The sequence below is a fragment of the Trujillonella humicola genome (assembly GCF_046233715.1).
Taxonomy (GTDB): domain Bacteria; phylum Actinomycetota; class Actinomycetes; order Mycobacteriales; family Geodermatophilaceae; genus Trujillonella; species Trujillonella humicola.
The window spans coordinates 59,263-72,682 of record NZ_JBJNRJ010000003.1; the positions used below are offsets into that span (position 1 = coordinate 59,263).

The 13,420-nt window shown below is 73.4% G+C and carries 12 protein-coding genes; all 12 read left to right on the forward strand.

Annotated features, from left to right (window positions below):
• The first annotated feature begins 8 nt into the window (after nt 1-8).
• The 12 genes from ACK586_RS02675 to ACK586_RS02730 all read left to right on the forward strand — a co-directional run bounded on the left by ACK586_RS02675 (nt 9) and on the right by ACK586_RS02730 (nt 13,370).
• Nucleotides 9-206, forward strand: coding sequence for a hypothetical protein (locus ACK586_RS02675; protein ID WP_409328907.1), 198 nt, complete (start codon nt 9-11; stop codon nt 204-206).
• A gap of 127 nt (nt 207-333) precedes the next feature.
• Entirely contained in the window at nt 334-678 is a 345-nt protein-coding gene (locus ACK586_RS02680; RefSeq protein ID WP_409328908.1) for a TadE/TadG family type IV pilus assembly protein, read from the forward strand.
• Between the two features lie 26 nt (nt 679-704).
• Nucleotides 705-1,100 (forward strand): TadE/TadG family type IV pilus assembly protein, encoded by a 396-nt coding sequence (locus ACK586_RS02685; RefSeq protein WP_409328909.1) that lies wholly within the window; start codon nt 705-707, stop codon nt 1,098-1,100.
• Nucleotides 1,097-1,546 carry a pilus assembly protein TadG-related protein gene (locus tag ACK586_RS02690; RefSeq protein WP_409328910.1) on the forward strand — a complete coding sequence of 150 codons (450 nt, stop codon included), beginning with the start codon at nt 1,097-1,099 and terminating at the stop codon, nt 1,544-1,546. Before ACK586_RS02685 ends, ACK586_RS02690 begins: the two co-directional genes overlap by 4 nt.
• 44 nt (nt 1,547-1,590) lie before the next feature.
• A complete protein-coding gene (locus ACK586_RS02695) occupies nt 1,591-4,749 on the forward strand; it encodes a LysM peptidoglycan-binding domain-containing protein (RefSeq protein WP_409328911.1) in 3,159 nt (1,052 codons plus the stop codon).
• Between the two features lie 762 nt (nt 4,750-5,511).
• Complete coding sequence (locus ACK586_RS02700) at nt 5,512-6,378, forward strand: hypothetical protein (RefSeq protein ID WP_409328912.1); 867 nt, start codon at nt 5,512-5,514, stop codon at nt 6,376-6,378.
• The gene (locus tag ACK586_RS02705; RefSeq protein ID WP_409328913.1) at nt 6,375-6,758 is read left to right on the forward strand and encodes a hypothetical protein; all 384 of its coding nucleotides are present in this window, start codon (nt 6,375-6,377) and stop codon (nt 6,756-6,758) included. Before ACK586_RS02700 ends, ACK586_RS02705 begins: the two co-directional genes overlap by 4 nt.
• A gap of 62 nt (nt 6,759-6,820) precedes the next feature.
• Nucleotides 6,821-7,564: a hypothetical protein gene (locus ACK586_RS02710; RefSeq protein WP_409328914.1), complete on the forward strand. Its 744-nt coding sequence runs from the start codon at nt 6,821-6,823 to the stop codon at nt 7,562-7,564.
• Nucleotides 7,565-7,598: 34 nt separating this feature from the next.
• The gene (locus tag ACK586_RS02715; protein ID WP_409328915.1) at nt 7,599-9,194 is read left to right on the forward strand and encodes a hypothetical protein; all 1,596 of its coding nucleotides are present in this window, start codon (nt 7,599-7,601) and stop codon (nt 9,192-9,194) included.
• Nucleotides 9,191-10,711, forward strand: a complete 1,521-nt coding sequence (locus ACK586_RS02720; protein WP_409328916.1) for an SCO6880 family protein — start codon at nt 9,191-9,193, stop codon at nt 10,709-10,711. The genes ACK586_RS02715 and ACK586_RS02720 overlap by 4 nt, the downstream gene beginning before the upstream one ends.
• On the forward strand, nt 10,708-12,213 hold the full coding sequence (locus ACK586_RS02725; protein WP_409328917.1) for an ATP-binding protein: 1,506 nt from the start codon (nt 10,708-10,710) through the stop codon (nt 12,211-12,213). Before ACK586_RS02720 ends, ACK586_RS02725 begins: the two co-directional genes overlap by 4 nt.
• Nucleotides 12,210-13,370 carry a M23 family metallopeptidase gene (locus tag ACK586_RS02730; RefSeq protein ID WP_409328918.1) on the forward strand — a complete coding sequence of 387 codons (1,161 nt, stop codon included), beginning with the start codon at nt 12,210-12,212 and terminating at the stop codon, nt 13,368-13,370. The genes ACK586_RS02725 and ACK586_RS02730 overlap by 4 nt, the downstream gene beginning before the upstream one ends.
• Nucleotides 13,371-13,420: the final 50 nt, after the last annotated feature.

A 13,420-nucleotide genomic window follows, 5' to 3' on the forward strand; every position in this document is an offset into this window, starting at 1 on the left:
GAGCCCCGATGACCTCGCTGCTCACCCTCCTGACCGCCGTCGGCGCGCAGCTGCGCGACCGACTCCGCGACGCCCGCGACGACCCGGAGCGCGGCTCGCTGTCGGTCGAGCAGGTAATCATCACCGTGGCCTTGATCGGCATCGCCGTTGCGCTCGTGGCGGTGATCGCCAACGCCGTCACCTCCCGCTCCGGTCAGATCCAGTAGCCCACCCGTGGCCCGCCCCGCCGGCCTCCGCGGCCGCATCCCGCAGTCCCGGCTCAGCCCTGCGTGTGGCGAGGGGCCGGGCGGCGTGCTGCGCCGACGGCTGTCCGGGGAGCGTGGCGCGGCCTCGGTGGAACTGGCGATCGCCTTCCCAGTGGTGCTCCTCCTGGTGATGACGCTGCTCCAGGCGGGCCTATGGTTCTACGCCCGCTCGGTCGCCCTGGGCGCTGCACAGGAAGGCGCCCGCGAGGGCCGGGTGCAGCCCGCCTCGACCGCACGCGCCCAGTCGGCGGCCGAAGGCTTCCTCGACCAGACCGCCCAGGATCTGCTCACCGGCCGGGACGTGACCGTGACCGGATCGCCGACCAGCATCGAGGTCACGGTCACGGGCACCTCGCTCAGTCTCTTCCCAGGGCTGTCCGGCTGGTCGGTCACCCAGACCGCCGTCGGCCCCGTCGAACGGCCCACCCCGTGAGCGCGCAGACGAGAGAGCAAGGGTCGGTGTCGGTCGAGCTCGCGCTGCTCGCACCCGCACTGCTGTTGCTCCTGTCCTTCGCCGTTGTCGCCGGGCGCACCCAGGTCGCCGAGGGCGCCGTCGCTGAGGCCGCCCGCGCGGCCGCCCGGGAAGCCTCCCTCGCTCAGGACGCCGTCACCGCGGCCGCACTGGCCGGCGCTCAGGCGGACCGCACCCTGGCCGCCCAGGATCTGCGCTGCCAGAGCACCCGTGTCGACATCGACACCACCGGCTTCCAGGCTCCGCCCGGCCAGCCCGGCGACGTCACCGTGTCGATCACCTGCGTGGTCGGCATGGCCGACCTGCTGGCCCCCGGCCTGCCCGGATCGGTCACGGTCGAGGCGTCCTTCACCAGTCCCGTCGACGCCTACCGCGAACGATGACCCTCCAGCGACGCCGCCAGCAGGCGGACGCCGAGCGTGGCGCCATCAGCATCTTCCTCGTCGTCCTCGTCCCCGGGCTGCTGCTCATCATCGGCCTGGCCGTCGACGGCGGCGCCAAGGTGGCCGCCACCCAGCGCGCCAACGCCATCGCCGACGAGGCAGCCCGCGCCGGCGGCCAGGCACTCGACGTCTCCGCGGCCCTGGCCGGACAGATCCAGCTCGACCCGGCAGCCGCGGTCGCCGCCGCGCAGGACTACCTCGACCGCAACGACGTGCAGGGCGCGGTGACCATCGTCGACGGCGACACCCTGCAGGTGACCACCACGATCTCCGAACCCACGACCTTCCTCGGCCTGATCGGCATTTCCACCCTTACCGTGGAGGGCACCGGCACCGCCGACCTGACCACTACCGGAGACGGCCAGAACGGGGGAGCGGGCCCATGACCATCCCACCGCGGGCACCGGACCTGCCGCGCCGGCTGATCGCCGTGGTGCTGCTGGCCGCCGCGGTCGCCGGCATCCCTCTTGCGCTGTGGCGGCTCGGCGGCGCCTACCTGCCCGACGACATGTCCTCCTGGGAACAGGTGACCAGCACGCTGAGCCGCCCGGACACCGGCGCGCTCTTCCTCGGCCTGCTCGTGGTGATCGGCTGGGTCGCGTGGGCCTGCTTCGCCCTCTCCGTGGCCGTCGAGCTCGTCAGTCAGCTGCGCGGCCTGCCACCGATACGACTGCCCGGCTTGGCGGCGTCGCAGCAGCTGGCCGGCCTGCTCGTCGCTGCTGTCCTCGGTGCCGGCGGCGGTCCGCTGCTGGCCGCTCCCGCCCTGGCCGGCCCCCCGATCGTCACCGAACAGCCGGTCGGCCACGAGGAACCGTCACCGGCGCCTGCGCCGCCCGTGGAAACGCGCCCGACCGGACCGGTCGCGGCCGGGCCTGCGTACACGGTGGCCCCGCGCGACACCCTCGGCCGCATCGCCGCCCGCTACCTGGGTGACTGGACCCGCTTCGAGGAGATCGTCGAGCTCAACCGGGGCCGGCCCCAGCCCGACGGCGCGCGTCTCACCGACCCCGGCCTGATCCGCCCTGGCTGGACCCTGGTTCTCCCACCGGACGCACGCCTTCCAGAAGCCGGCGCGACCCCGGGCGAGGTGACGGTTCAACCCGGCGACACCTTGACCGACATCGCCGAGCAGCACGATCTGCAGCACTGGCAGCCGATCTTCGATCTCAACGCCGGCGAACCGCTGCCCGGTGGCGGCCGGTTCACCGACCCCGACCTGATCCGTCCCGGGCAAGTCCTCGATCTGCCGCCGGCCGATCCAGCGGCCGCCGATCCTCCGCCGCCGACCGAGAACGAGCCCCCGGCCGACGAGCCGGCGCCGGACGAGGACGAGCCAGCCGTCCCCGCTGAGCCTTCGCCGACCCCGGACAGCCTCCCCGAGCAATCGGAGCAGGCGGCAGTCGACGCCAACGCCGACGGTGGAGATGCCGACGAGAGCCCGTCGGAGCTGGCGGCCGTTCTCGCCGGCAGCGGGGCACTGCTCGCCGCAGGTGTGGGCGCGGCGTGGTTGGGGCATCGCCGCCAGCGGCTGCGCCGCCGCCGTCCCGGCCGACGGCTCGCCCCACTCCCGAGGACGCAGTTGCCCACACAGGCGGTCGTGGCATCGGCGGCCGACGAGGGCACGGCCGACTACGCCGCGCTCGACCTGGCCTTGCGCGGCCTCGCCGTCCGGATCTCCGCCGATCCAGATGGACAGCTCCCCGACGTCGTCGCCGCCCGACTCCACGGCGGCCGGCTCGAGCTGCGACTGCACGCCCCTGCTGACCGCCCGCCGCCGGAACCATGGACCGTGGACGACACCGGCCTGTGGTGGTCGGTGCGGCTCGACCGGGACACCGGTGTCGACGCTCAGGTTGCCCGGACCCGCCTGGCGCCGTACCCGACTCTGGTCACCATCGGCACCGACACCGCGGGTCGCTGGCTCCTGGACCTAGAACGCCTCGGTGCGGTGTACGTGACCGGACCGGCCGACCGCCGCGAGGACCTCGCCCGGCACCTGGCTGCCGAACTTGCCGTCAACGGCTGGTCGGACCTGCTCACCGTCACGCCCGTCGGCTTCGGCGACGAACTGGTCGACCTGGCCCCCGGGCGGGTTCACCCGGTCGCCAGCATCACCGACCCCAGCCTGCACCTCGGCCTGGCGGAAGCCGCCGAGTCCGACGACGACGTGCTGGACGGGCGGCTACGGGCCGGAGCCGGCGACGGCTGGATGCCGCAGGTCGTCCTCGTCCCACATCCGCCGGATCAGGTCGGCGAACTGGCCGAGGCCGCCGCAGTTCTGCATGCCCGGAAGCTTCGCGCCGCGATCGCATTGGTGCTCGGCGCGGAACCGGGGCAGGTCAGCAACGAGTGGCTGCTCACGCTGACCGACGACGGATCGCTGCTCATCCCTGCACTCGGGCTGCGGTTGCCGGCGCCACAGCTGACCGTCCAACAGGCTCGCGATATCGCCACGCTGCTGGCTTTCGAGCGCGACTCCGAGGACGCCCCGATCCCCGCCGCCGACGGCGACCGCCCCTGGCAGGTGCACACCGACGCCGCCGGCGCGCTGAGCGACGATGGGTCCGGTCCGGGCACTGCCGCGTCATCGGGACACGCGCCCTCACCGCGGCCGGCTCGACGTTCGAGTTCCCTTCCCAGGGCGGGCGCTTCGACGACGTCCGGATCGGCCGAGACCTCGACCGCGAGGCCGTCGACGACCACCGATGGTGGGGAGGCACTCGGGCGTTCAGTGGCGGCCGGCCTGCGCAGCCGGATCGAGGACGACCTCGACCAACTCGATCGCGACCTCGCCGACTGGTGGGCGCCCGACTGTGCCCGGCCGCGGCTGACCCTGCTCGGACCCATCATCCTGCGCGCGCAGGGCGACGAGGCGGCCGTCGCCCGGTCCGGGCTGCGCCGCCGCTACGAGGAGACGGTCGCATATCTCGCCACCCGTCCGCACGGCGCCACCGCTGACGAGGCGGCCACCGCTTTGCAACCGGCCCGCGGCGGCAGGACCGATCCGGTCAGCGCCCGGGCCTACGTCCACCGGGTCACCGCCGGTGCCCGCGCTTGGCTGGGCACCGACCCCGCCACCGGCTCCAAGCACCTCAGCTCCGGCCACCGCGGTCGCTACACGTTGACCGGTGTGCTGGTCGACGCCGACCTGTTCCGCCAGTTGCGCGCCCGGGCCGCGGTCCGTGGCGACGACGGACTGCCCGACTTGTTGGCCGCCCTGCGACTGGTGTCCGGCCCGCCGTTCGCCCAGCGCCCGGTCGGTTACGAGTGGCTGGACGGCCTGGACCTCACGCTCACCGCCGCCGTCTGCGACGTCGCTCACCAGGTGGTCACCGCTGCTCTTGCCGACGGCGACTTGGCCGCCGCGGGCACCGCCTCGGCCACGGCCTTGCTCGTGGCGCCGGATGACGAGCAGGTCCTGCTGGATGCGATGTGGGTGGCCTTCCACCAGGGCAACCGTGCCGAGGCCGAGACGTACGTCGCGCGCATCGTGCAGATCCACGACGGCGAGGACGAGATGGACCTGCCGATGAGTACCGCAGAGACCATCAACCGCGCCCGCCGGCAGTTCCTCGACCGCGCCTCGTGAGGGGTGCCGCCGCCGGTGACGCCGACAGACGAAGAGGCATCCCGCCTGGACATGCCGCGCCTCGGGACCGCCTGCAGTCGTCGGCACCCGCAGCTGCGTCGGACTCAGTGGAGAACCGTGGAGAGACGCAGCCCCGGCGACATGGCCTGAGGCCAGCGGTCCACCGGGGCTTTCACGGTCACGGTACGTCAGGCGGGCGTAACCGCAGCTCCGCCGCACATGAGAAGACGCTGTGGGTTCCGGCCCTGCATCGCGCATTCCCAGCCGGCACCGACCGCGCGGCGCACGTCGATGGTCCGGTAGGCCGCCCGCACGACCTCCGCAACGGGGTGGCTCACCACGAACCGCTGCTCACTACCGACGTAGCCGGCCGACTGACCTACCTGAACGGGTTGGGCGCGCGCCTCGACCCCCAGATGGGACAGCACCTGCGGGTGATCAGCACCGTCGCCGCCCCGCTGCCATCCGGCCATAGGCACAGCTGCGCCGCCCGCGCACGGCCTGGCTTCTCCAGTAGTTCTGCAGTGGTCCGCCCGTCCGGGGCGGTCGGCCATCGCCTCTTGCGCCGGTGCGCCCGGACCTCGGCCAGAGGTCTGTCTGCCTGGTCGACTGGAGGACCACTAGAGGTTCGGTCGCCACCGTCGGCGCATGCAGACGACAGCCCCGCATCGGGGGTCGCGGCGCGGTAGGCCAAGTCTTGGCACGCCGCCGTCGGCGGCGCCGGTGCCCCCCATAACACTGGATCCTCGCGAGGGACGGTCGATGACCGTGCCTGCCATGCGGGCGGCTGTCGTGGCCATCCGGTCGGGGCTCTTCGACGACGTCAGCGACGGCGTCCTCGCTCCCGGAGATCAGACGTTCCGGGGCGCGATCACCGGTGTTGTCGGTCGACCGGATCGCTCTGACGTCCCCTGGACGGGAGTGGCCGCCGGCGGCCGTGCGGTCCTGGTCGTGGCCGGTCACGCCGGGGCCGGTGCTTCCACCGTCGCGTTGACGATCGGCGAGGAGCTGGCGGAGGGCCGGCAGGTGCAGCTGGTCGACTACGCCGAGCCGGTCCGCTCGGGGCTGGCGGCTGCCCCGGTTATCGAACTGGGCACCGACGACGGATGGCGGCGAGGCCGGCGCGGTCGACTCGATGTCGTCCGGCTCGCTCGGCGCCCCGCCGACGGAGCGCTCCCACCGCTCCCGGGGACCGACGCGAACGGCACGGTCGTGGTGGACGCGGGCTGGTCGACGACCTGTGCGCTGCTCGACTCACCGCGGTCGTTCGTCGGCTGCAGTCTGGTCGTCGTCACCCGGGTCACGGTCCCAGCGGTCCGGCAGACCGAGCACGTCCTGGCGGTCATCGATGGAGAGGCGGCCGTCGCCGCGGTGGGGCCGGCGCGGTGGCCACCGCCGGTGGTGGCCAGCTGCGGTCCGCGGCTGGCTGAGTTGCGGGCGCGGGGACGGGTGATCTCCGTGCCGGTCGACCGACGTCTGCAGATCACCGGTCTGACCAGAGACCCGCTGCCCAAGCCGGTAGCCGCCGCCGGGCGGGCGCTGGCCGCACTCCTGGTACCGGCGGCGCCCGCACGGCACCGGCACCGCGCAGCGCGGTCCGAGGACTGTGCACCGGGAGACGGCCGATGAGGGTCGGACGGGGAACCGCGGCTGCAGCAGTCCGCGCTGCGTCGATCATCGCGCTCGCCCTCGCCGGACCGCTCGTGCTGAGCGCCGGGTCGGCCACCGCGGCGCCGGCGGAGTTCTCCGCAGCGGTCTGTCCGCAGGCGCCGCCCGGCATGCAGGGCTTCGCCAACCAGATCACCGGCTGGGTGAAGTGGGGCGTCCTGGTCCTGATCGTCATCAGCGCGGTGATGTCCTTGGGCGCCGTGCTGATGGGGCGGATCTTCTCGCATCCGCACGCCTCTAGGTATGGGGCGATGGGGGTCGCGGTCACCGTGATGGTGGCGATCACCTACACGGTCATCCTCGTGATCTTGAACTCCATCACTGGCAGCGGGTGCACGTGATGAGGCGCCGAGCTGGCCGTCAAGAGACGGCGACGACGGAATGGAGTCCGGCTCGACTGCTCGTGCTGGCCGGCAGCTGTCTGGCGGTCTTGCTGGCGATCGTCGCCGGGCTGGTGCTCGCGGTGCTTGCGGCGTTGGCCGAGGACCCGGACGGAGGTGAGGCAAGCCCCGTCGCCGGAAGGGCAACGAGGAGCCTGTCCGAGCAGGATGCGCTGGCCGCCGCACCCATGCCGACCGCCGAGCCGGAGGAGGCGCTGCCCGGGCCGGTGTCCAGCAGAGCGGCCGAGGTGCTGGTGCTCCCGCGCCCTTCAGGTGTCGGTCCGGCAGATGTGGCCACGGGCTTCCCACGCACGCCGGAAGGCGCGTTGGCGCAACTGGCGGCGATCGACGTGACGGCGATGCAGTCCGGATCGATGGACGGCGTGCGCGATGTGATCGCTGAGTGGGCCGCCGCGGGCGGTCCCACTCCCGAGAACTGGTCCGGCGTGACCGGTATGGCGAGCTTGCTGTCGGGAGCGGGGCTGTCCGCGGCCGGCTCGCCCCAGCTGGCCATCGTCGTCCGGCCGGTGATGGGACTGATCAAGGGCACGGTGGGGCCGGACTTCGCGGTGGTGTGCGTGGACCTGGAGTTCACCGTCACCCTCGAGCGGACGGCCCGGCGGGCCGTCGCCGACTGCCAGCGCATGACATGGGTCGCGGATCGGTGGCTGATCGGTCCCGGGCCGGAGCCTGCACCGGCGCCGTCGATCTGGCCGGGCACGGACGCGGCGATCGACGCCGGATGGCGGGACCTGCGCCATGCCTAGCGCCGCCGTGCGTCGACGCACGAGGACCCACGGGGTGCGCCACCTTCTCGTCGTCCTCCTGCTGGCGGCGATCAGCTGGCTGGGGACAGCGACACCGGCTATGGCCGAGCCGACGGTCACGGCTCTCCCCGCGGCGGTTCCCACCAACCTGCCTTGCCCACCGCTCATCCCCGCCTGCGCGCTCGCCGAGCTGGGTGAGGCAGCCGGTGACCTGCTCGGCGACGCGGCCGGCAACGTGGCAGAGAACGTGTGGACCAGCGCCATGCTCTCGCTGTGGGATGCCGGGCTGTGGCTGCTCAGCCTCGCGTTCTCGGTTATCGACGCCCTCGCCACGCCTGACCTTTCCGCCGACGGCCCGCTGGCCGGGGTCTATCCGGTGACGTTCGGCATCGGCGCCGTCGTGGCGACGCTGATGGCCTTGGTGCAACTGGGTGCCGCTGGACTCCGCCGGGACGGGCAGACGCTGGGGCGGCTGCTACTGGGGGTCGTGCAGTACGGGTTGGTCTGGGCCGGATACGTCGGCGTGGCCGCGCTGCTGGTCACCGGCGTCTCCGGGCTAACCACGGGCCTGCTCCGGAGCCTGCTCGACATCGAGACCATGGCCGCCTTCGATCCCTCGATCAGTGTGGAGCGCGACCTGGTCGACGGAACCGTGGCCACCGTCCTGGGGATCTCCTCGATCTTCCTGCTGGTGCCGGCCAGCGTGGGCTATCTGCTGTTGATGCTCGTCCGCGAGGCGGCCCTGATCGTGCTGGCCGCCACCTCGGCAATCTCGGCGGGCGGGCTGCTGGCGCAGACGTCGAGCGCCTGGTTCTGGCGGAGCTTGCGCTGGTTCATCGCCGCGCTGCTGGTGGCCCCGGTCGCTGTCCTCGTCCTCGGTGTCGGGGTCACGATCACCGAGGGCATCCTGACCGGCGCTGAGGAGACCAGCACCGAGTCCGCGGTCGGCATGGCCGTCGTGGGGTGCCTGTTGATCCTGCTCGGCGCGGTGTCTCCGTTGGTGCTTTTCCGGCTGCTGGCCTTCGTCGATCCGGGCACCTCCAGTGGTGCGGCGCTGCGGTCCTCGCTCGCCGCTTCCGGCGGCGTCATGGGAGCGTTGGGCAAGCTCGGCGGGGCCGCCGCAGCCGGCGGCGCCGCGGTCGCCGCTACCTCCGGCGGCGTAGCCGCGTCCGGCGCCGCTGCGCAGATCAGCGGCGACCGCGCGCAGGGAGAGTCGACCGCGGACGCCGCGACCAGCGGGCGTTTCGCCGGTGCGATGCGAGCCTTGGCCGCTGGTACGTCGGGAGCCGGGCGACTCGCCGCCGGGGTGGCCGCCTCGGCCTCGGATGTGCTGGCCAGCGCCGGGGTCGGGCACTCCGCCCCGTACTACGGCCAGCCGGCCTCGGGGCGGGCGGCATGGCGTGGCTCCGGGGCGTCGGGCGGGCCCGGTGCCGGCTCAGTAAGTCCCGTGGCTACGGCAGGCGGACTGCCCCGTGGGCCGTCGAACGGTATCGGTGGCAGCGACGACGGTTCGGTGGTTGCGGCCTGGCCGGCGGAGCGAACGGACACCCGCGCTGGCTTCGGACAGGACGCGCTTGAGTCGCCGGATCTTCGGCCGGAGGGCTCCGGCGTGGACGGGGACCCGCAATGAGCGCCACCCGGTACGGCGACTACGCCAAGGACGTCTCCGGCTGGTTCCTCGGCATGACCGGCACTCAGCTGGCACTGGTCAGCCTCGCCGGTGTTCCGGCGCTGATCGCCCTCAACGCCCGGGCCTGGATGGTGCTGTTGCTGTGGCTGCCGGTCTGGACCCTGCTGTCCGCGGCTCTGCTGGTGCCCATCCGCGGTCGCTCGGCCGGCCGCTGGGTGGGCGATCTGTGCCTGTTCGCGGTGGGGCGGGCGCTGGGCTGGACGGCCTTCGGGTCCCGCGCGGCCGCCGGGACAGCGGAGGACCTGTCGGAGGTGGATCTGCCGGGAGTGCTGGCCGGGATCCGTACCCACGACGGGCCGCCGTTCGGCCAGACCTTCACTCGGCCGGTCATCGTGCAGAACTGCGCGGCACGGACCTGGGCCGCGGTGGCTCGGATCGCCCATCCTGGCATCGGGCTGGCCGAACCGGGTGAGCGCGACCGGATGGGCGCCGGATTGGCCGAGTTGTGCGAGATCGCCGAGCGCACGGAACTCGTCGACGTCGTCGCTCTGCAGGTGCGGACGGTGCCCGACGACGGCGCCGAGCGCGCGGCCTGGGAGCGGACTCATGCCCGCGCGGATGCGCCGGGTCTGGCCGTCGAGGTCAACGCCCTGCTGGGAGCGACGCTGACTCCGGCGGCGGTGCGTTCGGAGGCGTTCGTGACCGTGGTGGTCGGCGAGCGGCGGATCGCCCGCGCCGCCAGGGAGTCCGGCGGCGGGATCGACGGCCGCGCCCGGGTGCTGCACGGCGTGATGGCCGAGATCGAAGGGGCGCTGCGCGGGGCAGTCGGCTGCGCCGCAGTGGACTGGCTGGACTCGGCCGGACTGGCAGCGGCGGTGCGCACAGGCTTCGCGCCCGGGGATCGCGGCCAGCTCGTCACCGCCGATCGCGTGGATGGGGCCACTCGGGGCCGCGCCCCGGCGGCCGGGTTACCGATGGGCGCCGCGGGCCCGACCCGCTCCGTCGCCGAGGTGCGGCACTACGCCCACGACGCGTGGGCATCGGTCACCGACACCATCCTGCTGCCCGACTCCGGAGCGGTGCTCGGGGCGCTGGCGCCGGTCCTGGTGCCGGCCACCCCGGGGGAGCGGCGCAGCCTGACGGTGTTCTTGGCGCCGCTGCCGTTGGACCGGGCGACCCGGCTCGTCGGCCGGGAGGACATGAGTGCCACCACCGGCAACGAGCTGCGGGCTCGGATGGGCTTCCGGCAGCGGGCCCGGCAGCGGCGGGACACCGAGCGGATCGGCGCCGCGGACGAGAAGCTGGCCTCCGGCCGGGCGCTGGTCCGTCCAGCCGTCGCCGCCTGCGTCACGGTGCCGGCCACCTGGCCGATCGCCGAGCACGGCCGCCGGCTCGACGCCGCCGTTCGCGCCGCGGGTTTCGTGCCGCTGCGACTGGATCTGGCCCAGGACTCCGGGTTCGCGGCAGCCGCCATCCCGCTGGGTATCGGCCTGCCCGACCGGCGAGGTCGGCGATGAGCCGCCGTCACAGCAGCGGGCGGGACCTCACCGTCCTGCTCGACGACTTCGGTCACCGGCTCCCGCCGGTGCGGAGCGAACCGGTGGGGGAGCGGGGCGGCTCGTCGTTCCCGGTGGCGGTTCCGCGCCGAGGCCCGCGCGGACGCGGGCGGGGGCGCGCGGTGGCCCCGGCACCGCTGTCGGTGTGGCGGATGACGTCGGAGCAGACCCCGGTGGTGTGGCCGCTGATCGCGACCAGCGGTCTGCCGCCCACCGGGGCGCAGATGGGCATCGACTTGCTGTCGGGCGGTGCCTTCTACTGCGACCCGGTCGGTTGGGTCACTGACGACGACATTCCGGTCACCAACCCGAACGTCGTCGTGTTCGGCAAGCCGGGCCGCGGGAAGTCGGCCACGGTCAAGGCGTTCGCGCTGCGGATGCTCGGCTACGGCTACCGAACCCTGGTCCTCGGCGACACCAAGGACGAGTACGAGCCGCTGTGCCGCGCCCTCGGCGTGGAACCGATCGCCGTCGGCCACGGACTGACCGCCCGGGTGAACCCGCTGGACTTCGGCCCGCTCGGGCACGGCTGGGACCGGCTACCTGCCGCCGAGGCCCGCCGCCGGGAGGCGCTGGTCTTCGCCCGGTGGATCGTGCTGCTGCGCGGTCTCGTCGGCTCCCAGCACGTGCCCTTCGGGCCGGTGGAGGAGACAGCGGTGGGGGAGGCGCTGCGCCTGCTCACCGGCTACCGCACCGGCGCCACCCGGTTGGCGGAAGTGACCGTTCCGCAACTGTGGCGGGCACTGGACGAGCCACCCGACCCGCTCGTCACCGGCTGCCGCTACGCCGACCGCCGGCACTTCCTCGACGAGACCCGAACCCTGCGCGACGCCCTCGGATCCCTGGTCAAGGGCTCCCTGGCCGGGCTGTTCGACGACCGCACCACGATCGCCGTGGACTGGCGCGCCCCCATCCAGTCGCTGTCACTGTCACGCCTAGAACCGCTCGGCGACCAGGCCGTCGGCATCGCACTGACTTGCCTGAACAGCTGGGGGCAGGCGATGCGCGAGATCGCCGACCCCGGCGACCTGCGCATCGTCGTCCGCGACGAGACCTGGCGGCAGATGCGCCTGGGCACCGAGGCGATGAAGAGCCTGGACGCCAACCTGCGGCTGTCCCGCCGCGACGCCGACGTGCAGATCCTGCTCGCCCACAAGCCCTCGGACATGCTCACCGCCGGCGACGCAACCTCCCAGGCCGTGGCGATCGCCCGGGACCTGCTGCACCTGTGCGACGTCAAGGTCCTGCACGGCCAGGACCAGGCCGTCGGTGACGAGCTGGGCGACCTGCTCGGACTGACCCCCATCGCCCAGCGGGTGGTCACCGGCTGGGCAGTCGCCGGCAAAGGCCGGGCGCTGTGGCTCGTGGGCGACCGGGCGTTCAAGGTGCAGACCGTCCTCACCAGACCCGAACTGGAGCTGACCTACACGAACGAGGCCCTCACCGCCGGACGGCCGGCATGAGCGGGGCCGTCGGGCGCGCCGCCCAGTCGTATGCGCAGGCGTGGCTGTGGAAGCTGGCCGCACCTCTGGCCGTCCCGGTCGGTGGGGCGGTCGCTCTGCTGCTGATCCCCATGGGAGTCCTCGCCGCGCCGGAAGCGGCGGAGGCCGCCCGGCCCGCCGGGTTCTCGTCGTGTGGGACGGCGGGCACGGGCGCCTCGGCCGCCGGAACGGACCTCGACGCCGTTCAGATGGGTCACGCCCAGACCATTGTCGACGTCGCGCTACGAGCCGGGCTGCCGCCGTACGCGGCGACAGTTGCCCTGGCCACCGCCTTCCAGGAGTCCGGGCTGCGGATGCTGGCCAACGACGGCAGCAGCCTCCAGCTGACCGTAGAGCAGGCCGCGGTGACGGCGACCAGCCTGCAGTACCCGCACGACGGAATCGGCACCGACCACGACAGCGTCAACACCTTCCAGCAACGCTGGACCGCCGGCTGGGGAGCCATCGCCGACCTGATGGACCCCGTCTACGCCGCCGAGGCGTTCTACCAGCGGCTCGCCACAGTGCCCGACTGGCAGACCATCCCGTTGACGGCGGCCGCCCAAGCCGTGCAGATCTCGGCGACCCCCACCGCCTACGCCCGCTGGGAGCCGCTCGCCCGCGAGCTGACCGCCATGCTCTGGCCGGCCGCCGAGGCCGCCGCAGCGGACCCGTCCGCCGCAGCGCCTGCCCTGTGTCCCGCCGCGGTCGCGGCCGCCGGGACCTGGATCCGGCCCACCGCCGGGACCATCACCTCCGGCTTCGGTCCCCGCGGCGGAAGCCTGCACGCGGGCGTGGACATCGCCGGCCCCCGCGGCACCCCTGTCTACGCCGCCACGGACGGCACCGTGACCGACGCCCGGTGCACCAGCGCCTACTGCGACCGCGACGGCAGCCTGGCGCTGACCGGCTACGGCAACCTCGTCGAACTCGACCACGGCGCCGGCGTCAGCACCCGCTACGCGCACCTGACCGCCTACACCGTCACCGCCGGCCAAGCGGTCAGCGCCGGCGCGCTGCTCGGCTACCAGGGCTCGACCGGCAACAGCACCGGAGTGCACCTGCACTTCGAGGTCCGCGTCGACGGCGCCCCGATCGACCCCGTCCCCTGGCTCGCCGAGCGCGGGATCGAGCTGTGAGAGCCGGCAGGTGCGCAGACCAGTCGTGGGACCAGACGTGAACAGGGAGA